The sequence below is a fragment of the Streptomyces glaucosporus genome (assembly GCF_039533345.1).
In the GTDB taxonomy this organism is placed as follows: Bacteria; Actinomycetota; Actinomycetes; order Streptomycetales; family Streptomycetaceae; genus Streptomyces; species Streptomyces glaucosporus.
The window spans coordinates 1-23477 of record NZ_BAAATJ010000005.1; the positions used below are offsets into that span (position 1 = coordinate 1).

Annotated in this window: 21 protein-coding genes and 3 pseudogenes; 8 read left to right on the top strand and 16 right to left on the bottom strand. The window is 75.6% G+C overall.

The window, feature by feature from the left end:
* The 8 genes from ABD358_RS07770 to ABD358_RS07805 all read right to left on the bottom strand — a co-directional run.
* The coding region (locus tag ABD358_RS07770) for a hypothetical protein (protein ID WP_344630125.1) at positions 1-552 on the bottom strand (552 nt) is incomplete at its 3' end.
* Positions 545-1303, bottom strand: coding sequence for a T4 family baseplate hub assembly chaperone (locus tag ABD358_RS07775; RefSeq protein WP_344630126.1), 759 nt, complete (start codon positions 1301-1303; stop codon positions 545-547). The genes ABD358_RS07770 and ABD358_RS07775, both read right to left, overlap by 8 nt.
* A gap of 16 nt (positions 1304-1319) precedes the next feature.
* Positions 1320-1844 carry a phage tail protein gene (locus ABD358_RS07780; protein WP_344323543.1) on the bottom strand — a complete coding sequence of 175 codons (525 nt, stop codon included), beginning with the start codon at positions 1842-1844 and terminating at the stop codon, positions 1320-1322.
* A 7-nt stretch (positions 1845-1851) separates the two neighbouring features.
* Complete coding sequence (locus ABD358_RS07785) at positions 1852-3687, bottom strand: phage tail sheath C-terminal domain-containing protein (RefSeq protein WP_344630127.1); 1836 nt, start codon at positions 3685-3687, stop codon at positions 1852-1854.
* A 1253-nt stretch (positions 3688-4940) separates the two neighbouring features.
* Positions 4941-5369 (bottom strand): OsmC family protein, encoded by a 429-nt coding sequence (locus ABD358_RS07790; protein WP_344630128.1) that lies wholly within the window; start codon positions 5367-5369, stop codon positions 4941-4943.
* Between the two features lie 178 nt (positions 5370-5547).
* Positions 5548-6276 carry a class I SAM-dependent methyltransferase gene (locus ABD358_RS07795; protein ID WP_344630129.1) on the bottom strand — a complete coding sequence of 243 codons (729 nt, stop codon included), beginning with the start codon at positions 6274-6276 and terminating at the stop codon, positions 5548-5550.
* 52 nt (positions 6277-6328) lie between these two features.
* Complete coding sequence (locus tag ABD358_RS07800) at positions 6329-6592, bottom strand: hypothetical protein (RefSeq protein WP_344630130.1); 264 nt, start codon at positions 6590-6592, stop codon at positions 6329-6331.
* A 64-nt stretch (positions 6593-6656) separates the two neighbouring features.
* Positions 6657-7136, bottom strand: a complete 480-nt coding sequence (locus ABD358_RS07805; protein ID WP_344630131.1) for a nucleoside deaminase — start codon at positions 7134-7136, stop codon at positions 6657-6659.
* Between the two features lie 141 nt (positions 7137-7277).
* On the opposite strand from ABD358_RS07805, the gene ABD358_RS07810 reads away from it, so the two are divergent.
* The gene (locus tag ABD358_RS07810; protein ID WP_344630132.1) at positions 7278-8054 is read left to right on the top strand and encodes an ATP-grasp domain-containing protein; all 777 of its coding nucleotides are present in this window, start codon (positions 7278-7280) and stop codon (positions 8052-8054) included.
* A gap of 21 nt (positions 8055-8075) precedes the next feature.
* Here ABD358_RS07810 and ABD358_RS07815 read toward each other — a convergent pair whose 3' ends face one another.
* A complete protein-coding gene (locus ABD358_RS07815; RefSeq protein WP_344630133.1) occupies positions 8076-8888 on the bottom strand; it encodes an endonuclease I family protein in 813 nt (270 codons plus the stop codon).
* A 529-nt stretch (positions 8889-9417) separates the two neighbouring features.
* Here ABD358_RS07815 and ABD358_RS07820 point away from each other — a divergent pair.
* From ABD358_RS07820 to metX, 5 genes are all read left to right on the top strand, one after another.
* Positions 9418-10326, top strand: coding sequence for a universal stress protein (locus tag ABD358_RS07820; protein ID WP_344630134.1), 909 nt, complete (start codon positions 9418-9420; stop codon positions 10324-10326).
* Between the two features lie 111 nt (positions 10327-10437).
* Positions 10438-10911, top strand: a complete 474-nt coding sequence (locus tag ABD358_RS07825; RefSeq protein ID WP_344630135.1) for a CBS domain-containing protein — start codon at positions 10438-10440, stop codon at positions 10909-10911.
* A 406-nt stretch (positions 10912-11317) separates the two neighbouring features.
* Positions 11318-11572 (top strand): hypothetical protein, encoded by a 255-nt coding sequence (locus tag ABD358_RS07830; protein ID WP_344630136.1) that lies wholly within the window; start codon positions 11318-11320, stop codon positions 11570-11572.
* Positions 11573-12251: 679 nt separating this feature from the next.
* Positions 12252-13616 (top strand): bifunctional o-acetylhomoserine/o-acetylserine sulfhydrylase, encoded by a 1365-nt coding sequence (locus ABD358_RS07835; protein WP_344630137.1) that lies wholly within the window; start codon positions 12252-12254, stop codon positions 13614-13616.
* 50 nt (positions 13617-13666) lie between these two features.
* Positions 13667-14857, top strand: coding sequence for a homoserine O-acetyltransferase MetX (gene metX / locus ABD358_RS07840; protein WP_344630351.1), 1191 nt, complete (start codon positions 13667-13669; stop codon positions 14855-14857).
* A gap of 66 nt (positions 14858-14923) precedes the next feature.
* On the opposite strand, the gene ABD358_RS07845 is transcribed toward metX, so the two are convergent.
* A complete protein-coding gene (locus tag ABD358_RS07845) occupies positions 14924-15694 on the bottom strand; it encodes a sigma 54 modulation/S30EA ribosomal C-terminal domain-containing protein (protein ID WP_344630138.1) in 771 nt (256 codons plus the stop codon).
* Positions 15695-15847: 153 nt separating this feature from the next.
* Positions 15848-16282 carry an SRPBCC family protein gene (locus ABD358_RS07850; protein ID WP_344630139.1) on the bottom strand — a complete coding sequence of 145 codons (435 nt, stop codon included), beginning with the start codon at positions 16280-16282 and terminating at the stop codon, positions 15848-15850.
* Positions 16283-16388: 106 nt separating this feature from the next.
* Between ABD358_RS07850 and ABD358_RS07855 the strand changes: the two genes are divergently transcribed.
* Complete coding sequence (locus ABD358_RS07855) at positions 16389-17402, top strand: phosphotransferase family protein (RefSeq protein ID WP_425576278.1); 1014 nt, start codon at positions 16389-16391, stop codon at positions 17400-17402.
* 121 nt (positions 17403-17523) lie between these two features.
* Positions 17524-17844, top strand: a complete 321-nt coding sequence (locus tag ABD358_RS07860) for a hypothetical protein (protein WP_344630141.1) — start codon at positions 17524-17526, stop codon at positions 17842-17844.
* 95 nt (positions 17845-17939) lie between these two features.
* Here ABD358_RS07860 and hypE read toward each other — a convergent pair.
* The 5 genes and pseudogenes from hypE to hypA all read right to left on the bottom strand — a co-directional run.
* Positions 17940-19269: pseudogene (gene hypE, locus ABD358_RS07865) on the bottom strand (hydrogenase expression/formation protein HypE).
* Positions 19266-19607, bottom strand: a pseudogene (locus tag ABD358_RS07870) (HypC/HybG/HupF family hydrogenase formation chaperone). Before ABD358_RS07870 ends, hypE begins: the two co-directional pseudogenes overlap by 4 nt.
* Positions 19608-19651: 44 nt before the next feature.
* A complete protein-coding gene (gene hypF / locus ABD358_RS07875; RefSeq protein ID WP_344630142.1) occupies positions 19652-22024 on the bottom strand; it encodes a carbamoyltransferase HypF in 2373 nt (790 codons plus the stop codon).
* Between the two features lie 32 nt (positions 22025-22056).
* On the bottom strand, positions 22057-22893 hold the full coding sequence (gene hypB / locus ABD358_RS07880) for a hydrogenase nickel incorporation protein HypB (RefSeq protein WP_344630352.1): 837 nt from the start codon (positions 22891-22893) through the stop codon (positions 22057-22059).
* A gap of 42 nt (positions 22894-22935) precedes the next feature.
* Positions 22936-23295: pseudogene (hypA, locus tag ABD358_RS07885) on the bottom strand (hydrogenase maturation nickel metallochaperone HypA); the annotation flags it as partial.
* Positions 23296-23477: the final 182 nt, after the last annotated feature.

The following is a 23477-nucleotide window of genomic DNA, read 5'->3' on the forward strand; positions in this document are numbered from 1 at the left end:
GCCCGCCGCCGAGGCGCCGGAGGCGGCCGGCCGCAGCCGTCCGGTGCCGGCGGGCGGGAGGGCGGCGTCCGCGCTCGGGTGGAGAGGTGCGGACGCCGCCGATCTGGGGGGTGCCTCCGGTTCCGTGCGCGCCGGGGCCGTCGGCCCGTCGCGCCGGGGTCCGGACGCGGCGGCCGGGCGCGGTGCCGGCGCCGTGCTCCGTGCGGGCCGCGGCAGTGGCCGGACGGGCCGGGCGGCGGGCGGGCGCGGGACCTCGCCGCGTGCCGGGGACTCGGCGCGTACCACGGTGCGGTGCTCGGTGCGGATCTCCCGTTCGCGGGGGGCCGCCGCCCGGGTCTCCTCGCGGTGCGCGGCCGGCCGGGGCGCGGCGGGGAGGAACGGGTCGGTCTCCTCCTGCCGGAGCGGCCCGTCCCCGGGCGCGCCGACGCGCTCGAACGGTCCGGGCAGCCGCGGCCTCGCCCGTACGCGCCCGTTCCCGCCGTCCGCCGGGCCGCCGGCCGCGGCGGCCGCGGGGGCGTACCGGGTCAGCAGCCGGTCGAAGTGGTCAGGCATCCGCACACAGCTCCAGGTAGTAGCGGCGCCGCAGCGGGCTGAGCGCCAGGATCTCCGGCTCGGTCCAGCCGTAGGCGGCGGCGAGCAGGTGGACGTCGAGGAGCAGGTCCCGCGCCCAGGCGTCGAGTTCGCTCCACAGGTAGGAGGCGATGTCGAGTTCGGCCCGGGTCGTCCCGCCGCACTCGGGGCAGGAGACCTTGAGCGTCACGTCGGCGGCCGGGTCCGCCCGCTCGGCGGCTTCGGCGACGCGCCTCAGCACCGTCTCGGGCAGTTCATCCGGCAGCCGGCCGGCGGGGACCGGCCGCCCGGCCCGTTCCGCCGAGGCGAGGCAGCGTGCGATCAGCAGGGAGCGGGCGGACGGGCCGTCCGTGCCGGGGACGGCCGCCTCGGCCGCGGCCGTCAGGTCGGCGACCGTGGGCAGCCGGAATTCGACGTTCCAGTCGCCTTCCGTCACCCGCAGCGGCCCCTCCTCCCGGGGCCGCTGCGCGGCGAGTCCGTCCGCGTCGAGGTCGAACTCCATCGCCTCGCCGCACGGTTCGCACTCCACCAGCACCTGCATCCGCTCGCCGAACAGCGTGCGGCGCAGCGCGAACAGGTCGGCCTCCCGCTCGCCCACCGGCACCGACAGCAGTTCCTCGTCCCCGGCCTCCGGCCGGGCCGTGCGGTGGAGCAGGAGGGCGCGGCCGGCTCCGGACCGGTCCAGCCCCGCCTCCCAGACGGCCAGCAGCTCCGCGGGCCCGGTGATCGCCATGTGCCGGACCGTCCGCTCAGGCGGGGTTGGTGAACGACGGCTCGGTGGGCTCCGGCACCTCGTAGTCCCGCTCCCAGCCCTCGCACTCCAGCTTGAGGCTCTGGATGGCCACCGCATTGGCGTTGGCGTCCAGTTCGCCCAGGATCTGGTACTCGCTGGGCCAGGTCCGGTAGAGCTTGTGCGAGACGGCCACCTGCCCGGCCTCGTTGAGGACCTGGATCACGATGTCCTTGCGGAAGTCGGCGAGCGACACCTCGGATCCCAGGCCCGCGCCGACCTGCCAGACCTTGTTGGCCCAGCGGTCGAATTCGGGGTCGTGGGTGACACCGCGTTCGAGGGTGATGCCCTCGAACTCGGAGCGGCCCGGGGACTTGCGCGGTGTGCTCGGGTCGCCGCCGTGCCGGTGCTTGACCACCTCGGTGGTCCTCTTCAGCGGACTGATCTTGCTGACTCCCGCGACCGTGCGACCGCCCCACAGCACCAGGAACTTGAAGTTCTTGTAGGGGTCGAAGCGCTGGGCGTTCACCTGAAACTCAGCCATCGGATTCCTAAACCTCGAACTGTCCGGCCATCTGCTGGATCCTGACGACCACGAACTCGGCGGGCTTGGCGGGAGCGATGCCGACCAGGACGTTCACCACGCCGCGCGCGACGTCCTCCTCCGTGGTGGTGTCCTTGTCGCACTTCACGAAGTACGCCTCGCGCGGAGTGGTGCCCTTGAAGGCGCCCTGCCGGAAGAGCGTGTTCAGCCAGGCCGAGGCGTCGAGCCGGATCTGCTGCCACAGCTGCTCGTTGTTCGGTTCGAACACGACCCACTGCAGCCCGCGGTACAGGCTCTCCTCGATGTGCAGCGCCAGCCGCCGCACCGGCACGTACTTCCACTCGCTGCCGAGCGCGTCCGCGCCCTGGAGGGTGCGCGCGCCCCAGACGACCGGCCCGACGACGGGCAGGGCGCGCAGGCAGTTGACGCCGAGGGGGCCGAGGAGGGCGTTCTCCCGGTCGGTGAGGCGGACGCTCAGCGAGTGGACGCCCGCCAGTCTCGCCTCGGTGCCCGCCGGCGCCTTCCACACGCCGCGTTCGGCGTCCGTGCGCGCGCACACGCCGGCGATGGCGCCGGAGGGCGGGAAGGAGCGCAGGCGGCCCGTGAGGGGGTCGGTCATCTGCAGGTGCGGGAAGTACAGGGCCGAGTGGTCGTCCCGCACGGGGTCGAAGGCGCTCACTCCGGCCCGTGCGCTGTCGACGTCGGCCCAGGAGCCGGGCGCGTCCACGAGCAGGAAGATCCGCCGTTCGCGGCAGAGCGCCTGCGCGGCCGAGACCACCGTGACCATGTCCTCGGTGGAGTCGTAGGCGGCGAGTTCCGGCAGGGAGAGCAGGTTGACGTCGTCGGCGTCGCGCAGCGCGTGCAGCCCGGTCTTGGCGGCCTCGTCGCCGATGATGTCGCGCGGGCCGGGCGGGTCGCCGTCCACGCCTCCGGAGAGCGGGAAGACCGGCGGGTTGACGGTGGCCTCCAGGCCGAGGTCGTTGGCGCACTGGCCCAGGAAGCGGACGGTGTCGCGGGGGTCGGTGGAGCCCGCGACGACCTGGAGCCTGCGGCCGAAGGCGGTGACCTCCGCGCCCGCGAAGGCCCGCTTGCCGGGGGCGTCCGGCAGGGCGCGCAGCTTGCGCTCCAGGAGCAGCGCCAGTTCGGTGACGGTCCGCGGCGGCTCGCCGTCCCGGTCGGGGTCGTGGAGGGTGAACTCCCGCTCGACGTCGCCGATCTTCACGGTCAGCTCGACGCCGAGGTCCGGCAGCTCCTCGGCGAACGGCTTGGACACCGTGCCCGACGGGTCCGGCCTGCCCTCGTCGACGACGTCGATCCTCACCAGTTCGGAGTCGGCGTTGACCACGGTCTCGGCGTAGCGGCCGTGGCCGGGGTCCATGGAGAGGCCGGTGAAGGTCTCGCGGGTGCTGCCGTCCGTGTCCAGGACGCGCAGGTTGAAGGTCTCGCCGGGGTGGCGGGTGTCGTGGTCGACGGACAGGCGCAGCCGGGAGCCCCAGACCCCGGGTTCCTTGGCGTGCACCGTCATGACGGGGCAGGCGCTGTGCCCCTCCGTCGACTCCAGCGTGGCGCTCGCCTCCTCGCCGGTGCCGGCCGCGGCGACCCTCACGACCACCGCGGCGGTGCCGCCGTTGCCGAAGAACTGGTGGACGGCGTAGGAGACGGCGCTCTGGGAGGTGAGTCCGCCGAAGCGGCGTTCGAAGTCGGCGAAGCTGGTGACCCGTACCGGCTGGTTGAGCGGACCGCGGCGGGTGTGGCCGACGAACGCGGTGACCGAGGTCGTGACCCCGGAGATGGTGCGGACGCTGCTGGGAAGTTCCTCGATGTATACGCCGGGATGGCCCATGTGCACCGGCTTTCCCCTCCATTCCCTTCGGGCACCAAGAGATGAGGAGAAGGGGTGAAGGAAATATGCGCAGACGGTCGAGGGACCGGCGCCTGTTGTTCTTTTCTCCCCCGTCGCACACGCCATGCGCGGTCGGTTTCGCACGGCCAAGCCGAATGGCTCGCAACTCCTGATGCGTGAGTTCCTCTGGGAGTGTCGAACTCCGCCGTGACAAGGGTCAAGGAGGGGTTTCGGTCATCCGGGCCGGGCCGGCCTCCCGGGCGTGCGACATCCTCGAATTTTGCGCATGCCGGGGGATTTATGGCGATGAAAAGATGCGCTTGTAAGATCAACGCCGAGCAGGGTCGACCCAATGCGGTCACAATAATAAGACGAATATATGGCGCCCTCGGCGCGTCGCTTTGCGATCAACACGGCGGGGATCGGGTGTTTCCCCGCCCGAGGAGCGGGAGAGCGGGCCGGCTACCGGGAGGATCATGACCGGATCGACGGCCCGGGGCCGTTCCGGGACGCGGCAGGACGTGACGGGGCGGGGGCCGCGTCGCGGACCGGGATGCCCGGTCCGCAGCGAGCAGCCCCCTCCAGGGGCGTCGTGGGAGCATCCGCCGGCAGAGGCGCGATCAGGACGCGCGGCGGGCGGTGCGGGCAGGCCGCGACGGGGACGAGGGCGGGAGCCGTCCTCTCCGCACCGGCCGGGCACTCGTCACCGAGGCCGTGCCGCGCGGGGATGACGTCCGCCTGCGATGCGCCGGCCGCACCGGCATACCGCCGACGAGCTGTTCGCCCGGACCGGCGGCGGACACGTCCCCGCCTCTCCCGTGGAGGGGAGCGGACGCGCCGGGGCCGTCCGGTCCGCCTTCGGCGGGCGTCTCCGGCCGAAGGCGCGGAGCGTCTCCCCGCCCGCCCGACGGCCTCGCGGCCGGGCAGGCGCCCGTACGACCGCCCCTTCCCGGACAGTGCCGCGAAGACCGTGGCCGGTCCGGCCGGCGGGATCGTCACGGGTGCGCCCGGTATCCGGCCCCGTTCCGTGTCGAGTGGTCCGAGGACCGGACCCGCACCGGGCGCCCTCCGGCGCCTTCCCGGACCGGCTGCCGGTCTGACGGGCCGTCGTTGGACGGCGGGCGGCCCGCCGTCCAACGACGGAGGGACCGGCCGGGTCCGTCGCCGGACCCGGCCGGTCCCTCGGCTCGCACAGCCCCCATGGCGGCCCGGCGGCCCGGGACCGCCGGGCCGCGCGGGACTCCGCCGGGCCGTCAGACGAGCTGGGCGTCCAGGGTGATGTTCTTGACGGCGGCGAGGGCCTGACTGACCGGGCAGTTGGCCTTGGCGTCCTCGGCCGCCGCCCGGAAGTCCTCCTCCGACAGTCCGGGCACGGTGGCGCGGACGGTCAGCTTGATGGCGGTGATGCCCTCGCCCGGCTGGAAGGTGACGTCCGCCTGGGTGTCCACCTTCTCCACGGTGTAGCCCTTGCCCGCCAGGCCGTGCGAGAAGGCCATGGAGTAGCAGGCGGAGTGGGCCGCGGCGATCAGCTCCTCGGGGCTGGTCCTGCCACCGGGCTGCTCGGCGCGGGAGGCCCACGTCACGTCATAGGTGCCGATCTTGGAGGAGTCGAGGGCGACGGTGCCCTGACCCTCCATGAGGTTGCCTTCCCAGTGGGTCTTGGCAGTACGGACGGTTGCCATGTCGATCACTCCTGGTGATAGGCGATGAGAAACCAACAGAACGGATGATGGGACAACTGCGGTGATCAGTTTAGGCAGTGGGCCGGGTGTGATCCGGCGTGCGCCACGCGCCCGCGGCCGGTCCGGGCGGCGCCGCCGACACGCCGGCGTCCCGGCACACGGCGGCGGGACGGCCCGGTCACCTCCGCCGGGCCAGGACCAGACGGCAGCGGGGGCTGCCGTCCGTCCGCCGGCCCAGATCCTCCAGGGGCAGGGTCTCCACCTCGAACCCCGCCCCGGCCAGCTCCCCGAGCACGTCGGGGAGCCGGAACGTGCGGTAGTACATGACGAACCGCGGACGCCACAGCGCGTTGCGCACGCGCATCGCGGCGTCGAACCCCCACAGCGTCCAGTAGAGCCGCGATCCGACCCGGGGCGGCGCCGCGACGGGGAAGGCGAACAGGCCGCCGGGCCGGAGCGCCGCGTGCACCTCCGCGAACAGCGCGGGCCGCTCCCGGGGCAGGAAGTGCCCGAACGCCCCGAAGCTGACGGCCAGGTCGACGGACCGCTCGAAGGGGAGCCGCAGGGCGTCGGCCCGCACCCAGTGCACCGCCGGTCCCCCGGCGGGCGCGGGGAGGGCGGCACGGGCCACGGACAGCATGCCCGCGCTGAAGTCGACGCCGACGACCCGCTGTTCGCACAGCCGCCGGAGGACACCCACCCCCGCGCCGGTGCCGCAGCAGACGTCCAGCCCGGTCGCGAACGGTCCCAGCGGCCGGAGGGCGCGCGCCACCGATTCCAGCGCGCGGTCCGGCGTCCGGAACGGGGTGCGGTCGAACTTCGGCGCCAGCAGGTCGTAGCCGCGTTCGACGGACGACAGGGCCTGTACGGCGAGTTCGCGGAAGGTCGGGCCTTCGGGGGAGAACATGGCGCCCACCGTAACGGCCGCGCCGCGGCGGGCGCGCGGGCGCCCGCCGGGGTCACGCGCGGCGCAGGCGCCGGACCGCCGCGCGCACCAGGAGGCGGAGCGCGGTGACGCCCGCCCACAGGGCGAGGACCGGCAGGGCGATCTCCATACCCTCCTGGGCCCGGAGGAGGACGGTGACGACGGGCCCGGCCAGCAGCCAGAGAACCACCAGGATGGCGAGAAGCCCGGTCAGGACCTCCGCCGGCCGCTCCACGATCAGCTCGAACAGATCCCTCGCCGCCCGCCGTTCCTCGCCGGTCACCGCGGGCAGCAGCACAGGAGGCGCCGAGCGGGCGTCCCCCGGGCCCCCTCGACCGCCGGTCGCCGTCCTTCTCCTCCGCTCAGGACCGGCTGTGGAGGCGGCGGTGCAGGTCGCGGACCCGCTCCGCGAACCCGGGCACCGGCCCCTCCACCACCGCGCCGGGGACGACCTCCCCGATCGGCAGCATCCGCACGGGCGGTTCCGGCACCCCCCACTCGGCCAGCCAGGACGCCAGCTGCCCGGACGAGGTGGCGTACACGATGCGGCCCAGTCCGACCCAGCCGTGCGCGGCGGCGCACATCGGGCAGTGCTCGCCGGAGGTGTAGACGGTCGCCGCCGCCCGCTCTCCGGGGGTCAGGTGCGCCGCTGCCCAGCGGGCCAGTTCGAACTCGGGGTGGCGGGTGCGGTCGCCGGCGGCGACGCGGTTGTGGTCCTCGGCCAGGACCGTCCCGTCGCCGCCCACGAGCACGGAGCCGAACGGTTCGTCGCCCGCCTCCAGCGCCTCGGCCGCCAGTTCCACGCAGCGGCGCAGGTGCCGCAGGTCGGTCTCGTCCACCATGGAGGGCCTCCCGGATGTGGTTCCGTGCGGATGGTAGGCGCTCGGTCCTCCCGGCGCACCCGGTCCCTGGTGCGGCGAGCCCCGGCCGCCCTCCGGAAACGGGTGGAGCGGCCGTCCGGCCGTGCGCGATGATCGGTGACCGTGACCCTCGTCCTGCCGCCCCGGCTCACCGCCTCCGCACGCGCCCTGCGCGACGCCGCCCACCGCCGCGGCCTGCGCACGGTGCGGCTGCCCACGTTCGAGGTGCCCGCCGGCCTGCGGGCCGGGCACCTGCACGCGGGGCCCTCCTTCGCGGACGCCGTGGCGCCCGTCCTCGGCATCGCCCCGCTGGAGGCGCCCGCCGACTGGCTGGCCCGGCTGCCCCGCGAGTACACCCGGCGCGAGATCCTGGTCATGCCGATCCGTGAGGCGTACGCGCTGCGCCGCCCCGTGTTCGTGAAGTCCCCCAACGACAAGGAGGTGCCGGCGCGCGTCTACACCGACGGGTCGCGGCTGCCCGGCCCCGACGCGGTGGATCCGGACACTCCGGTGCTGGTCTGCGACGTGGTGGGGTTCGAGACCGAGTACCGCCTGTACCTGCTCGACGGGACGGTCCACACCGGCAGCCGGTACGCGTCGCGGGGGCGGCTCGCGCTCGGGCCGCTGTCGGACGAGGCGGCCGCCTTCGGCGCCGACCTGCTGGACGGGTGCGGTCACACGCTGCCCACCGCGATCGTGGTCGACGTGGGGACCGTCGACGGGCACTGGGCGGTGATCGAGGCCAATGCCGCCTGGGCGAGCGGCATGTACGCCTCCGATCCGCAGCGGGCTCTCGACACCGTCCTGCGGGCCGCCGGGCCGGCCGCTGCCCTCACCTCCCGGGACCGTCCGTTCGTCCGCTCCACCGCCCGGGCCACGGGGGTGGTCCGGGCGGAGTGAACCGTACGGCGGGCGCCCTGCCTACCAGATGGCCTCGACCCACTCGGGGCGGTCGATGAACGGGTTCCGGTTGTGCTGGTAGCGGGAGTGGATGATCTCGTTGCGGTTGCGCTCGAAGGCGTCGGGCGGGTCCTCCCGGTGCCACTGCTTCAGGACGCTCAGCCGGCCGTGGTACGGGGCGGAGCCGTTGCTCACCCGGTCGTTGGGCTCAAGGTCGGCGAACCCGTCGTCGCCCTCGTAGCGCACGGCCATGTAGAGGATCATGCGGGCGACGTCGCCCTTGACCGCGTCGCGGGGCTCGAAGCTGTCGCCGTCGGTGTAGTTGCCCGGGGCGCCGCCGACCTGGCTGCCTCCGTCGTCGAAGTCCTTGTTGCCGCGGATGCTGTTGACCTGGACGTCCGCGGGGCGCAGGTGGTGGAGGTCGGTGCCGGGTCCGGCGGCGGTGCCGAAGTCGCCGTGGGACTTCGCCCACACGTGCTCGCGGTTCCAGTCGCCGAGGTTCCCGCCGTGGTCGGACTTGGCCCGGGAGCGGCCGGTGTACAGCAGGATCACGTTGTCCGGGTCGGCGGGGTCCTCGTCGGTCTCGCCCAGGGCGTCCCAGACCTGGCTGTAGGAGATCCGGGTGTGGTCGTCGACGATCTCGTGCAGGGCCTCCTTCAGGGCGGCACCGGTCTTCCCCTCCGCGGGCGCGTAGTACGCGTCCGTGGAGGGGGTGCTCCGTACGGCGGCCGGACCGGCGGGGGCGGGCACGGCCGAGGCGGGGAAGGCCGTGGCCACCACGGCGGCCACGGCCAGGGTTATGCCTCCGGCCGCGGAACGGCGGGAACGGGACATGGGGGTGTCCTCTCCAACGCGCCCCGGGTCGCGGGGCGTCGGCGGTCATGCGGTCCCCCGGAGCCTGCCATGACGTCATGCCCCTGCCAAGATTGGCAATCGGGCGCTTCCCCGCAACACGGGGCACGGCGGCACCGATCGTCACCCGCCGTTCACGGCCCGCCCCGCGAACGGCGGTTTTGTGAACGGCATGGAACACGCCGTGAGAACACCGCCGTGAGAACGCCGCCCGGCCCACGCAGGGTCACGGTGCGGAGCGCGCCGTGACCTTGCGCGACGGCGTTCTCGCCGTGCGGCCCGGGGGCGGTGCGGAGCAGACTGGAAGAGGATGGTCCCGATCGGCCCGGGCGGCACCCGTGCCACCGTCGCGACGGCCGCCGCCCGGTCGGAAGCCCGGTCCGAGGGCCCGTGGGAGAACCCGGGCGGAGGGTGTCCGGCATGACCACGGCTCCCTCGCGGGCTCGTCCGACGGACGTGGCCCCGCGCGTCCGGGGCCGGCAGCCGTCAGCGAAGCGACCCGGAGGCGGCCATGACGAGTACACAGGGAGCCCGGCCGATCGTGGTGGGCGTGGACCCCGACCCGTCCCGCCGCTCGGCCCTGGCCTGGGCCGCGGACGAGGCGGACCGGCGCGGCCTGCCGCTGCGGCTGGTGCACGCCCGGGGGATGACGACCAGCGGGTACTGGTCGGGGGAGTTCCGCACGGGCCGGGAGCAGTGGGAGTTCCGGGAGGGCTGGGAGGAGGCGGCGCGCGACGCGGGCGAGCGCGTACTGGAGGACGCCGCCGCGTTCGCCCGACGCCGGCGCCCCCGGCTGGAGGTCTCCCGGCGGTCGGCGGACGGACACCCCGCGTGGGTCCTGCGCGAGCAGGCCCGGGACGCGGCGATGGCCGTGGTGGGCTCCCGCCACCTGTCCCGTACCGAGGAGCTGCTCGGTTCCGCCTCGGTGAGCCTGCCGCTCGCCGCGCACGCCCCGTGTCCGGTGGCGGTCGTGCCGGAGCCGGAGCACACCGCCCGGCAGCCGGCGCACTTCGTGGTCGGCGTCGACGGCAGTCCGGACTCCGCCGCCGCGATCGACTTCGCGTTCGAGGCGGCGGCCCTGCGCGGGGCGGAGCTGAGGGCCCTGTGCGTGTGGCGTCCGCCGCTGCTCGGCGCCCTGAGCCGGGAGGCCGCCGAGCAGGAGGGTCGCCGTGTGCTGTCCGAGTCGCTGGACGGACCCGCCGCCGCCCGGCCGGAGGTGGAGGTGCGCCAGGAGTTCGTGCGGGGCCACCCCGTGCAGGTCCTGGCCGAGGCGTCCGCCCACGCCCTCGGGCTGGTCGTGGGCAGCCGGGGGCGCGGGGGGTTCGCCGGGATGCTGCTGGGTTCGGTGAGCCAGGGCGTGCTCCGCCACGCCCGCTGCCCGGTCCTCGTCGTCCCGGCGTCCGGCGGGCGTGCCGCGTAGGGTCCGCCGGACGCCGGACGCCCCGTCCCGGATGCGAGGCGGGGCCGGAGGGGTCACGATGGAGTCCGGTCCCGGGCCCGGTGGCGAAACCCGACGTGAAGGGGGCAGGGCATGAGGGTCCGCGAATACATGGCGTCCCCGGCGGTGACGGTGTCCCCGGACACCCCCGCCCGGCAGGCCGCCCTCCGCATGCGGCAGGAGGCGGTCGGCTGCCTGCTGGTCGTGGTGGAGAGCGAACTGCGCGGGATCGTCACCGACCGCGATCTGGCGGTGCGCTGCCTGGCCGGGGAGCGCTCCCCGCAGACCCCGGTGTCGGAGCTGATGTCGTCCTCCGTGGTCACCCTGGAGACCGCCGACGACATCGCGACCGCCTACTACGCCTTCCGCAAGTCCGGGGTGCGGCGGCTGCCCGTCCTGGACGGGCGCGGTCGCGTCGTCGGCGTCCTCAGCGTCGACGACCTGTTCCTGGACGTCTTCCAGCGCCTGTCCGACCTGCTCGGCCCGGTCGCCTGGAACGTCCTGCGCGATCCGCCCGAGCCGCCCCGGCCCTCCGCCGCCCTCCGGCCCTCCGCCCGGCGTCCGTGAGGGGCGGCCCGGCGGGGACGGCGGACGGGGTCACCCGGGTTCGGTCCCGCCGGCCCGGTGGGTCCCGCTCCGGGTGGCGCCGCACCGGCAACGGGACGACTCGACCGGCTCCCCGCCCCCGGAGACCTCCGGGCCGCGGCCGAGGCGTACGTGCACGCGCTCTCCCGTGCGGTACCGCTCCCGACAGGCGCGCACTCGCCCGGCGGCGGGACGGAGGGGGCCTGCCCCGCACGGGCTGCGGGAGGGCACCCGGTCCCGTGCCGGTGCGGGGGACGCCCCCGTCGTCCACACCGGCCGCGGCGCGACGAAGGGCGCGGATCACTTTCTCCCGGGAACAAGCGGCCCCCCGGGAGCGCTGTCCCCTGTGCCCCGGTTGCACGAGCACGAGAGGAAAGGTGTGGGAACGGTGCGGGAAACAGGACGGAAGCGCCCCCATCCGGCCGGCGACGAACCGATGGTGACCTCCTGCGACCGGATGATCGCCGTGAAGTGCCTGCGGCTGACCATGCCGGACCGGCCGATCAGCAGGGTGGCCCTGGACGTGGGTCCGGACCGCGGCGGCACGCCCGGTACCTGGATGGCACTCACCGCTCCCGAGGCGCGCGAGCTGGCACGGCGTCTCGTCGCACAGGCGGCCCTCGCCGAGCACGAGGCGTCCTGAGGGAATCCCGGTGCGGGGCTTCCCCGCACCGCTCCCGCACCGCTCCCGCGGCGAACGACCGCCGGTCCCCGCTTCCGGCCCGGGCGGGACGTGACGCGGGAGGCCCCGGCGCCTCCCCCACGAGCGGGAGGCGCCGCACCGGCGGCCGGCACCGGGTGCCGGCCGCCTTCCGCGCCCGTCCCTCCGCCGACGCTCCGTGCGGCACGGGGCCTCCGGCTGCCGCCGTCCCTGCGGGCGGGCCGGTGAACGTCCGGGGCAGCGCGCGGACTTGGGCCGGGTGCGCGGTCGCACAACCGTCTTGACCCCCCTCTTCGATCATGGCAGGGTCATCCCCATGCCGCCCGGCGAGCTCCTTGTCTCCAGACACCACGTGGACCTCCTCCGCGTGGCGAGCGCGCTGTGTCGTCGCGGCGAACGCTGACGGCTGTCCGGTTCTCCGACGGGGCGTCAACACCGCTCCGCTCCACGGCGTCCTCGAGGAAGCGTTCCGCGCCCGCGCGGCCCTCCCCCACGCCCCCGCTCCGGGCGGGCGCCGCATCCGCGTCCCCGTCGGCCCCATCTCCCCGGCAGCGCCGGACGTCCGTCCCCGCCCCACACCCGCGGGCACGTGTCCGGCGGCCGTCCGCGCCCAACTCCCCGACATGGCAAGACCCGGCCCTTCCCCACCCGGAGGAACGACATGAGCCAGCCCATCGACGCCGTCACGGCGGGCCACGGATCCGAGCAGGACCCCGCCCAGGCCCCCGAGCACGCCTGGTCGTTCGAGACCAGGCAGGTGCACGCCGGCACCTCCCCCGACCCGACCACCGGCGCGCGGGCGGTGCCGATCTACCAGACCACCTCGTTCGTCTTCGACGACACCCAGCACGCGGCCGACCTGTTCTCGCTGGCCGCGCCAGGGAACATCTACACCCGCATCCACAACCCCACCCAGGACGCCTTCGAGCAGCGGGTGGCGGCCCTGGAGGGCGGCGTCGCGGCCGTCGCCCTCGCCTCGGGGCAGGCCGCCGAGACCCTGGCGATCCTCACCCTGGCCTCCGCGGGCGACCACCTGGTGTCCAGCGCCTCGCTCTACGGCGGCACCTACAACCTCTTCCGCCACACCCTGCCCAGGCTGGGCATCGAGGTGAGCTTCGTCGAGGACCCCGACGACCTCGACGCGTGGCGGGCCGCGGTCCGGCCGAACACCAAGGCCCTGTTCGCCGAGGCGCTGGGCAACCCGCGCGGCAACGTGCTGGACATCGCCGCGGTGGCCGACGTCGCGCACACCGCGGGTGTGCCGCTGATCGTCGACAACACCGTGCCCACCCCCTACCTGCTGCGTCCCCTGGAGCACGGCGCGGACGTCGTGGTGCACTCGGCGACCAAGTTCCTCGGCGGGCACGGCACGACGATCGGCGGCGTGGTCGTGGACGGCGGGACCTTCGACTTCGGGGCGCACGCCGAGCGCTTCGCGGACTTCAACGAGCCCGACCCCAGCTACCACGGGCTGCGCTACTGGCCCGACCTGGGTCCGAGCGCGTACGCGGTGAAGCTGCGGGTGCAGCTGCTGCGCGACCTCGGCCCGGCGATCTCCCCGTTCTCCTCCTTCCTCCTGCTCCAGGGCCTGGAGACGCTGTCGCTGCGCATGGAGCGGCACAGCGCCAACGCCCTGGCGCTGGCCCGGTGGCTGGAGGAGCGCGACGAGGTGGACGCGGTGTACTACGCGGGGCTGGCGTCGAGCCGCTGGCACGGGGCCGCGCAGCGCTACCTGCCGCGCGGCGCGGGCGCCGTGCTCTCCTTCGAGCTGCGGGGCGGCGTGGAGGCGGGCAAGCGCTTCGTGGACGGCGTCGAGCTGTTCAGCCACCTGGCGAACATCGGCGACGTGCGGAGCCTGATCATCCACCCCGCCTCGACCACGCACAGCCAGCTGGGCCCCGAGGAGCTGGCGGCCACCGGCACCTCCCCGGGACTGGTGCGGCTGTCGGTCGGGATCGAGGCGCTGGAGGACCTCAAGGCCGACCTGGAGGCGGGCTTCCGGGCCGCGAAGGGCGCCTCGTCGTGACGGACGCGCGCACCACCGGGCGGACGGTGACCGGGCCGCGGCCGACCCCGCTGCCCGGCCCGTCCGCTCCCGCCGGCGGCCGCCCCACCGGGCCGCCGCCGGCGACCGGCGCCTGGCAGGAGGGCGATCCCCCGGGGAACCGGCGCTGGGCGGACCTGCCGCACGCCCTGCCCCTGGAGAGCGGAGAGCTCCTTCCCGGGGTGCGCGTCGCCTACGAGACCTGGGGACGCCTCGCGCCCGGCGGCGACAACGCGGTGCTGGTGCTCCACGCCCTCACCGGCGACAGCCACGCGGCAGGCCCGGCGGGGCCGGGCCACCCGACCCCGGGGTGGTGGGACGCGCTGATCGGCCCCGGCCGTCCGCTCGACACCGACCGGTTCTTCGTGGTCGCGCCGAACGTCCTGGGCGGCTGCCAGGGCACCACCGGACCGGCCTCCCGCCGTCCGGACGGGCGGCGCTGGGCGAGCCGGTTCCCGCGGCTGACGGTCCGCGACCAGGTGGCCGCGGAGGTCGCGCTGGCCGAGTCGCTGGGCATCGACCGCTGGGCGCTGGTCGTCGGCGGGTCGATGGGCGGGATGCGGGCCCTCGAATGGGCGGCGTCCCACCCGGACCGGGTCTCCCGGCTGCTGCTGCTCGCCTCCCCGGCCGCCTCCAGTGCCGAGCAGATCGCCTGGGCGTCGGTCCAGTTGCACGCCATCCGCTCCGACCCCGCCTGGCGGGGCGGCGAGTATCACGACGCGGGTCCGGGCGGCGGCCCGCACCGCGGGCTCGGGGTGGCCCGGCGGATCGCACAGGTGACCTACCGCAGCGAGGCCGAGTTCCAGGAGCGGTTCGGCCGGCGGCCGCAGCCGGGCGAGGACCCCCGGTCCGGGGGGCGGTACGGCGTGGAGTCCTACCTGGACCACCACGCGGACAAGCTCGTCCGCCGTTTCGACGCGGGCAGCTACGTGGTGCTCACCGAGGCGATGAACGGGCACGACGTGGGGCGGGGACGGGGCGGGACGGCGTCCGCCCTGCGCCGGGTCACCATGCCCACCCTGGTGGCCGGCGTCGACACCGACCGGCTCTACCCGCTGTGGCAGCAGGAGGAGCTGGCCGCCGGCATCCCCGGCGCCGACGCGGTGCGGATCGTCGAGTCGCCGTGCGGCCATGACGCCTTCCTGGTGGAGACCGGGCAGGTCGGCGCGCTGGTCGGGGAACTCCTGGGAGAGCCCGCCGGGGCCCGCCGGCGCCCCGGGTGACGCCCCGGCCGCGTCCGCACGGCCGGGGCGGGGCACCGACGGGCAGGGCAGGGCGGGGCGCCCGCCCTACCCGGCCGGCGTGATCAGTCCGTAGTGGCCGTCCCGGCGGTGGTGGAGCAGGTTCCCGCGCCCGGTGACGGCGTCGGTGAAGAACACGAACGGCAGGCCGGTCACCTCCAGCCGCCACATCGCCTGCGCCAGTCCCATCCGGGGCGCCGGGACCCCGCTCACCTCCACCACGGCCTCCGAAGGACTGGCGGAGAGCAGCAGCAGTCCGGGCAGGCTCCGCGCCGTCCGGGCCAGCCGGTAGCCGCCCCGGCCGTCGCGGTAGACGACGCTGTCGACACCCGACGCGACGTCGGTGAACAGGTGGAAGTCGTGGCCCAGGGCCTCCATGTCCGCCACCGCCTCGGCCGGGTTCCGGCGGGGCGGGCCGAAGGTCCTGCGGCGCACGACCCGGCGCTCCTCGACCGGGAGACGGCGGCGCGGACCGCGGCCGCGGTGCGGGCGGTGGTGCGCCTTGCCATGGGCGCGAGCGAGCCGGCCGGCCAGCCGGTCCTGGAGCAGGTCGATCGCCTCGGCCATCGTGTCGGCGGCGGCCTGCGCCCGCACCAGGTGCCCGTTGACGTCCACGCTCACCCGGGCGGCCGCCGGATACGGCACGGACGGGTCGGCGGCCTGGCTCAGTCCCACCCTGGCCTCCGGCAGCGGCTCCCGCACCCTGCCCAGGGCCTTCAGCACCTTGGCCCTGGCGTACTCGGCGGCGCCCCCCGGCACGTCGCCCCTGGTCTCCACCCGAACGCCGGTGACGACGGGGCGCTCCTGCGTCTGCTTCATGGTGTCCTCCTGCCGTGGTGACACCTCCAGGGTTCCCGCCCGGTGATCTCCCCGGGGAGGGCCGAAGGTCCCGCGCCGGGGTGCCTTCCGTACCCCTCCGTCCCGCCGGCCGGGCCCCGGCGCCGGTTCCGGACGGACGGCCGGCCCGAGGCGTCAGCCGCCGAGCAGTCCCGCGACGACACGGCCGAACAGCAGGCGCGCGGCCGGGGCCACGAGCGCGTCCGGCAGCCACGGCAGCGCGCGCACCCGCACCTCCTCGCGCCACACCACCAGCGCCCCCGCGTCCCGGCCGGTCACCTCCACCTCGGCCCAGCCGGCCATGACGCGCCCCCGCTTCTCCAGGCGGCAGCGTCCGGGGCGGCCCCGGACGGGCGGTTCCCAGCGGACGACCTCCATCGGGTCGTCGAACGCGGCACGTCCCACGCCCGTGCGGGCCGTGAACCGCGTGCCCACCCGGGTCGGGGGCGGGGTGGCGACCGTGATCGACGTCAGCGGCACATGGCGTGCGTGGTGTTCCCAGGCGGTCAGCCTGCGCCATGCTTCCTCGGGGGGCAGCGCCGTCCGGCGCCGGATCAGGATGCGGGCCATGGCGCGACCGTAGGACGCCCGCCCCGCACGGCCGTGCCGACCCGCCGGACGGGCCGGCGGAACCGGCCGGGGCGGCCCGCCGAATATGATTGAGAGCGCTCTCACCATGGGGGCGGAGGGGGGAAGGACGTCCGTGCGAGAAGTTCTCCGGATGCTGGCGGCGGCAGGCGTTCCAACCGACCGGGTCCTGCGGTGCGAGCCGCTGTCCGGCGGCACGTACAACACGCTCCACCGGATCGGGCTGGCCGGCGGCGAGGAGCTGGTGCTGAAGGTCCCGCCGCCCGCCGCGGACCGCTCCCTGCGGTACGAGCGGGGCATCCTGCGCGGTGAGGAGGTCTTCCACCGGGCGGCGGCCGAAGCCGGTGTGCCGGTGCCCCGCGTGCTGCACGCCGAGTACGACGGCGCCGCCGCGACCGGTCCGTTCCTGCTGATGTCCGTGTGCGACGGCACCCCGTGGCACACGGCGGACGCGGAGCTGGAGGCCGGTGAACGTGCCCGGCTGCGGGAGGAGCTGGGCCGCCTGGTGGCACGGCTCCACACGGTCGCCGGACCGTCCTTCGGGTACCCCGCCGAGCCGGTGGCGCCCCTCTCCCCCGCCTGGCGGCCCGCCTTCACCGCCATGCTGGACGCCGTGCTCGACGACGCCGAGGAGTACGGCGCCTGGCTGCCTCGTCCGGCGGCCGGGATACGGCGGCTCGTCCACGCGGCGTCGCCGGTGCTGGAGGAGGTGGACGAGCCCGTCCTGGTCCACTTCGACCTGTGGCAGGGGAACGTCCTGCTGACCGGCGCGCCGGGCGCCCGCACGATCGGCGGCGTCATCGACGGCGAGCGGATGTTCTGGGGGGACCCGCTGGCGGACTTCGCCTCGCTCGCCCTGCTGGGCGACATCGAGGACGACCCGGCGTTCCTCACGGGGTACGCCTCCGGCGGGGGCCGCACCGGCTTCGACGACGCGGCCCGGACGCGGATGGCGCTGTACCGCGCCTACCTCTACCTGATCATGCTGGTGGAGGCCGAGCCGCGACGCTACCCGCCCGACCGGCGCGCCTGGGTGCGGCGCCATGTGGCACCGCATCTGGAGGAGGCCCTGGACGCCCTGGACCGCGCCGTGGCCGGGTGACCGCGGCCGGGCCGCCTCCGGGGTCCCCGCGGTGGCGGGCGCGGCGGTGCGGTGTCCGGAAAACGACCATGGAGGATGTCATGGGAGTGCCGTGGAGCCGGCCGGGGAATAGTCTCCGGCCATGCATACGCCGACACACGAGATCACGGCGGCCGACGCCGACGGCCGGGTGTTCACGGTGCGCCTGATGCGCAACATGATGCTCGAACCGGTGGTACGCGGACTGGCGTGCGACCACTGCGACTGGAGGAGCGGCCTGCCGCTCTCGTTCTCCCGCACGCCGTTGGACATCGCGGGCGAGCACCTCGCCACCGCGCACGGCGCCGACCGCGGCCTGTCCCACTCCGAGACCCCGGACTTCCGCCGGCTCCGGACCACGGCGATGCTCCTGCTGCCCGTCGTGGTCGTCTTCCTCGTGATGATGTGGCCGAAGGCTTCCTGACTCCCTGTCAGCCAAGTCCGCGGGCGCGGCCGGTCCGCCGCGAGCGCCTCGCGGCCCGTGCCCCGGCCGGGTCCGGGGCACGGGCCGCGGCCGCGTCAGCAGATGCGGGGCAGCTGCTCGCCCAGCGGCAGGTCCACCACGCGGGTGCCGCCGAGGGCGGTGCGGGCCACCACCATGCCCGGGTGGTCCGCCACGCACTCCCCGATCAGGGCCGCCTCGGCTCCCTGGGGTGGGCGCGCACCGCGGCGAGGACGGCGTCGGCGTGCTCCCGGGGGACGAAGGCCACCAGGCGGCCCTCGTTGGCCACGTACAGCGGGTCCAGTCCGAGGAAGCCGCAGGCCGCCGCCACCGCCTCCGGCACGGGCACGGCCCGTTCGTCCAGGACGACGCCTGTGCCGGACGCCGCGGCGATCTCGTTCAGCGCGGCGGCCAGCCCGCCGCGGGTGGGGTCGCGCAGCGCGTGGAGGTCCGGGGCGGCCGCGAGCATCGCCTGGACCAGGCCGCCCAGGGGCGCGGTGTCGCTGCACACCTCGGCCCCGAACTCCAGGCCCTCGCGCACGCTCAGGATGGCCACCCCGTGCTGGCCGACGGGTCCGCTGACGATCACCACGTCGCCCGGCGCGGCGCGCTGCGGGCGGATGTCGACGCCCGCGGGGATCAGTCCGGTCCCCGCGGTGCTGACGTAGACGCCGTCGCCGTGGCCCGCCTCGACCACCTTGGTGTCGCCGGTGACGACCTCGACGTCCGCCGCCGCGGCGGCGCCGGTCGCCTGCGCCACCCGCCGGACCACCGGCAGACCGGTGCCCTCCTCGATGATGAAGGCGCATGACAGGAAGGCGGCCCGCGCCCCGCTCATGGCCAGGTCGTTGACCGTGCCGTTGACGGCCAGGTCGCCGATGCCGCCGCCGGGGAAGAACAGCGGCCGCACCACGTAGGAGTCGGTGGAGAACGCCAGCCGCGCGCCGCCCAGCACCACCTCGGCGGAGTCGCGCAGGCCCGCCAGGGTCTCGTTGCCGTAGGCGGGGACGAAGAGGTGCTCCACCAGTTCCGCCGAGAGCGCCCCTCCCCCGCCGTGTCCCATGACCACGGCCGGGCGGTCGCGCAGCGGGGCCGGGCAGGACCAGGCGGCCGGGTCCACCGGCTCGGCGAGCATGTCGCCGAAGGAGCAGAAGACCACGCCCGGGCGGGAGGCGATCTCCAGGGCCCGGTCGATCGTCTCCAGGGGCGTCACGCACACCGGGCAGCCGGGGCCGTGGACGAGTTCGACGCTGTCGGACAGCAGTTGGTCGATGCCGTGCCGGATGATCGAGTGGGTCTGGCCGCCGCAGACCTCCATCATGGTCCAGGGCCGGGTGGCGGTGGCGTGGATGTCGTCCAGCAGCCGCCTGGCCGGCCGGGGTCGTTGAACTCGTCGATGTACCTCACCGGGCGTCCTCCCGTTCCGCCGCTCCGGCCGCCGGGGCGCCTGCGGGATCCGCCGGGGCGCCCTGTCCGGCCTCGGCCGCCGCGCGCTCCCAGGCGTCCCCGAACTCCTCGTCCGGGAGCCCTGGTCGGTCGAAAAGCTCCAGCGACGCCCGGGCGGACTCCTCAGACCAGTCGCTGCAGCGCGAAGCCGACGTGGACGATGACGTACTCGCCCGGCTCCACGTCGGGCAGGTAGGCGAGGCACACGTCCTTCAGCACCCGCCGAAGCCGACCCGCGCCATGCGCGTGCCGTCGCGTTCCCCGATCCCGGTCACTCTGCCGGGCACCGCCAGGCACATGGGTCCTCCGTCCGTCGCCGGTCTTCCTCTGGCGGTCCGTGGGGTCATCGGGCGGCGGCGTGCGCCGTCACGGCCAGCTGGCCGAGCGCCAGTCCGCCGTCGCCGGGGGGCACCGTGTGCCGGGGCAGCACGGTGAAGCCGGCCGCGCGCAGCCGCCCGGTGCACTCCCGGTCCAGCAGCGCGTTGGCGAACACCCCGCCGGCCAGGGCGACCGCGGTGGCGCCGGTCTCCCGGCGCGCCAGGAGGCAGACCTCCTCCACCGCTCCCGCCACCGCCCGGTGGAAGCGCGCGGCGATCACCGGGGCCCCGGCGCCGGAGCGCAGATCGGCGACGGCCGCGCGCAGCACGGGCGCCGGGTCCAGCAGGGCCGGGCCTCCCCCGGCGCCCGCGCGGAGGGCGAAGGCGTACCCGGGCGTGCCGTCCTCGCCGGCCGAGGCGGCGGCCGCCTCCAGGGCGACGGCGGCCTGCGCCTCGTGGCCGGCCCGGTGGCAGAGTCCCGTCAGCGACGCCATCGCGTCGAACAGCCGTCCCATGCTGGAGGTCGGGACGCAGGCCGTCCCGCGCTCCAGCTGCCGTGCCAGGAGCTGCCGTTCGCCCGGTGTGCAGGCCGCCGTGCACGGCAGGTCGTCCTCCCAGGCGATGCCCGCCGAGCGCAGCCGGGACAGCGCCATGCGGCAGGGGTTGGCGACTCCCGCGTCGCCGCCGGGCAGCGGGACGTACGTCAGGTGGGCCAGCCGCCGGTACCCGGCGTAGTCGGCCAGCAGCACCTCGCCTCCCCAGACCGCCCCGTCGTCGCCGTAGCCGGTCCCGTCGAAGGCGACGCCGACGACCGGGGCGCCGCCGTCGGCCCCGGCGGCGGCCATCACCGAGGCGATGTGCGCGTGGTGGTGCTGCACCAGGTGCAGCGGGTGGCCGCCGGCGCGGCGCCGGGCCCACCGGGCGGAGCGGTAGCCGGGGTGTCGGTCGGCGGCGAACAGCCGGGGGGCGACTCCGGTGAGCTTCCGCATGTGCCGCTCGACGCTCTCCAGCGCCCGTGCGCCGGCCGGGCCGTCCAGGTCGCCCAGGTGCGGGGAGAACCAGGCGGAGCGGCCCTCGGCCAGGCAGAAGGCGTTCTCCAGGTCTCCTCCGACGGCCAGCGAGGGCGGCACGGGGAAGGGGAGCGGGACCGGGGCGGGGACGTGTCCGCGGGAGCGGCGGAGCACGACCTCGGCGCCGTCCGCGCCGGTCCGCACCACCGAGTCGTCGCAGGGCACCGCGATCGGCCGGTCGTGCCAGAGCCAGGCGTCGGCCAGGCCCGCCAGGCGGGTCAGCGCCTCGCGGTCGTCGGTGACGATGGGTTCGCCGGAGCGGTTGCCGCTGGTCATCACCAGGACCTGGGGGCCGGGCGGGTCGCCGGGCAGGCCGAACAGCAGCCGGTGCAGCGGGGTGTAGGGCAGGAGGACGCCCACGTCCGGGCTGCCGGGGCACACCTCGGGGGCCAGCAGGTCCGGTCCCTCGCCGGGAGGGTGACGGCGCAGCAGCACGATGGGCCGCAGACGGCCGGTGAGGGCGCGGTGCTCGGCGGGGCCGACGCGGGCGAGCCAGGCGGCGGTGGCGACGTCGGGGCACATCACGGCGAAGGGTTTGCCGCCGCGCGCCTTGCGTTCGCGGAGGGCGGCGACGGCGGCGGAGTTCGTCGCGTCGCAGGCGAGGTGGTATCCGCCGATGCCCTTGACCGCCACGATCCCGCCCTCGGCCAGCAGCCGGCGGGCTCCGGCGAGCGCCCGCTCGCCGTCCGCGTCGCGGGAGCCCGTGCCGGGGGCGTGGGTCAGGTGCAGCCGGGGGCCGCAGTCGTGGCAGGCGACCGGCTGGGCGTGGAAGCGCCGGTCGGCGGGGTCGGTGTACTCGCCGGCGCACGCCGGGCACAGCGAGAAGGCCGCCATGGTGGTGGTCGCCCGGTCGTAGGGCAGTGCGGTGGCGATGGTGAACCGGGGGCCGCAGTGCGTGCAGGTGACGAACGGGTGGCGGTGGCGGCGGTCGGCGGGATCGGCCAGCTCCCGCAGGCAGTCGTCGCAGGTGGCGGTGTCGGGCGGGATCTGGGTGCGGCCCCCGCCCTGCCGGGAGGGGCGGATGGTGAACTCCGCGTACGGGTGCGCGGTTCCCCGGGGCGGTACGGGCTCGGAGGTCACCGTGGAGACCACCGCCAGGGGCGGGGCCTGCTCCCGGAGGCGCCGGCAGAACGCCTCCACGGCCTCGGGGCCGCCCTCGACCTCGGCGACCACGCCTCCGGCGTCGTTCGCCACGTATCCGCTCAGGCCCAGCTCGCGGGCCAGGGTGTGGACGAAGGGCCGGAACCCCACGCCCTGGACGGTGCCTCCCACCCGGACGCGGTGCCGCACCGCGCCGTGTCCGGGCCGGTCGTCGACAGTGGCCGTCATGGCGCTCCTTCCCGGTGTTTCCCGGTGTCCGTTCACCGCACCGGAAGGCCGGTGTCGGGTTCGAGTCGGAGGACGCCCGGCGCGGGTTCGTGCCGGTGCCCGTGTCCGTGGTCGTGGCCGTGGTCGTGCGCTTGCTCACGGCCGTGTCCGTGGTCGTGGCCGTGCCGGTACCCGCGCAGGTGCGGGCCGGCCAGCGGCGGCCGGTGGGGCCGCCGCCCCGCGCCGACGGCCGTGATCCGCTCCAGCAGTTCCCCGACGCCCTCCCCGGTGCGGGCCGAGGTCCGCAGCACCTCCACCCCCGGGTTGACCCGCTCGACGTGCTCGGCGAACGCGTCCCCGTCGAAGCCGGCGGCTCCGGCGAGGTCCGTCTTGGAGAGCACGACCAGGTTCGCCAGGCCGAAGGCCATGGGGTACTTGGCCGGCTTGTCCTCGCCCTCGGTGACCGACATCAGCACCACCCGCAGCGTCTCGCCCAGGTCGTAGGCGGCCGGGCACACCAGGTTGCCCACGTTCTCCACGAACAGCAGCCGGGTGCCGTCCGGCAGCCAGCCCTCCAGGTGGCCGCGGAGCCCGTCCGCCTCCAGGTGGCAGAGTCCTCCGGTCAGCACCTGCCGGACCGGCGCGCCGGAGCGGGCCAGCCGCCGCGCGTCGTTCTCCGTGGCGAGGTCGGCGGTGAGCGCGGCGACGGGCAGGCCGCGCTCCACGGCCCGGGCCAGGAGCAGCTCCAGCAGGGCCGTCTTGCCGCTGCCCGGGCTGGACAGCAGGTTGACGGCGGTGACACCGCGGCCGGCCAGCTCCTCCCGCAGCGCCGCCGCCAGTCCGTCGTTCTTCGCCGGTACGGCCTGTCTCAGGTCGACGATCCGGCACATCACGCCCTCTCCTCCTGTCGCTCCCCCTGCCGCGCCGCTCCCGGGGCACGGGCGACCCTCCGGGAGCGTCACGCCGACGATCTCCAGCTCCCGGCCGGCCACCAGCTCCGTCCCGGACTCCCCGCACTCCGGGCACCACAGCAGCGGCGGTGCGCCCGGGGCGAACTCCTCCGCGCACGCCCGGCAGCGGGCGCGGGCGGCCACCTCCTCGATGCGGAGCCCGGCACCCGCGAGGGAGGTGCCCGCGGCGGCCACCTCGAAGGAGAACCGCAGGGCGTCCGCCACCACCCCCGACAGCTCCCCGACGCGCAGGCGCACCGACTCCACCGCGTCGGCGCCGTGGCGGCGCGCGGCCTCCCCGGCGCCCTCGACGACGGCGAGGGCGATCGACAGCTCGTGCATGGGGCGCCACGCTAGCCAGCGCCCCGGGACGCCCCCGCGCTCCGCCGCCGCACCGGAGCCGAGTTCCCCCGGACAGCGCAAGCCCGCGGGGAACCGAGCGCGTCACGGCCCGGTCCGCGGGTCCGGTGGGTCAGGATCACGGCCCACAGACGACGGCAACGGTCCAACGGTCCGGGAGGCCT

Excerpts from the sequence above, each read along its gene's own strand:
- ABD358_RS07815 (WP_344630133.1), bottom strand. The coding sequence starts at position 8,888 with ATGTCCCGTTCCCGCCGTTCCGCGGCCGGAGGCATAACCCTGGCCGTG.
- ABD358_RS07845 (WP_344630138.1), bottom strand. The coding sequence starts at position 15,694 with ATGAAGCAGACGCAGGAGCGCCCCGTCGTCACCGGCGTTCGGGTGGAG.
- ABD358_RS07785 (WP_344630127.1), bottom strand. The coding sequence starts at position 3,687 with ATGGGCCATCCCGGCGTATACATCGAGGAACTTCCCAGCAGCGTCCGC.
- hypB (WP_344630352.1), bottom strand. The coding sequence starts at position 22,893 with ATGTGCCGGATCGTCGACCTGAGACAGGCCGTACCGGCGAAGAACGAC.
- ABD358_RS07775 (WP_344630126.1), bottom strand. The coding sequence starts at position 1,303 with ATGGCGATCACCGGGCCCGCGGAGCTGCTGGCCGTCTGGGAGGCGGGG.
- ABD358_RS07805 (WP_344630131.1), bottom strand. The coding sequence starts at position 7,136 with ATGGTGGACGAGACCGACCTGCGGCACCTGCGCCGCTGCGTGGAACTG.
- hypF (WP_344630142.1), bottom strand. The coding sequence starts at position 22,024 with ATGACGGCCACTGTCGACGACCGGCCCGGACACGGCGCGGTGCGGCAC.
- ABD358_RS07835 (WP_344630137.1), top strand. The coding sequence starts at position 12,252 with ATGAGCCAGCCCATCGACGCCGTCACGGCGGGCCACGGATCCGAGCAG.
- ABD358_RS07795 (WP_344630129.1), bottom strand. The coding sequence starts at position 6,276 with ATGTTCTCCCCCGAAGGCCCGACCTTCCGCGAACTCGCCGTACAGGCC.
- ABD358_RS07855 (WP_425576278.1), top strand. The coding sequence starts at position 16,389 with ATGGGGGCGGAGGGGGGAAGGACGTCCGTGCGAGAAGTTCTCCGGATG.
- ABD358_RS07820 (WP_344630134.1), top strand. The coding sequence starts at position 9,418 with ATGACGAGTACACAGGGAGCCCGGCCGATCGTGGTGGGCGTGGACCCC.
- ABD358_RS07850 (WP_344630139.1), bottom strand. The coding sequence starts at position 16,282 with ATGGCCCGCATCCTGATCCGGCGCCGGACGGCGCTGCCCCCCGAGGAA.
- ABD358_RS07790 (WP_344630128.1), bottom strand. The coding sequence starts at position 5,369 with ATGGCAACCGTCCGTACTGCCAAGACCCACTGGGAAGGCAACCTCATG.
- ABD358_RS07780 (WP_344323543.1), bottom strand. The coding sequence starts at position 1,844 with ATGGCTGAGTTTCAGGTGAACGCCCAGCGCTTCGACCCCTACAAGAAC.
- ABD358_RS07825 (WP_344630135.1), top strand. The coding sequence starts at position 10,438 with ATGAGGGTCCGCGAATACATGGCGTCCCCGGCGGTGACGGTGTCCCCG.
- ABD358_RS07860 (WP_344630141.1), top strand. The coding sequence starts at position 17,524 with ATGCATACGCCGACACACGAGATCACGGCGGCCGACGCCGACGGCCGG.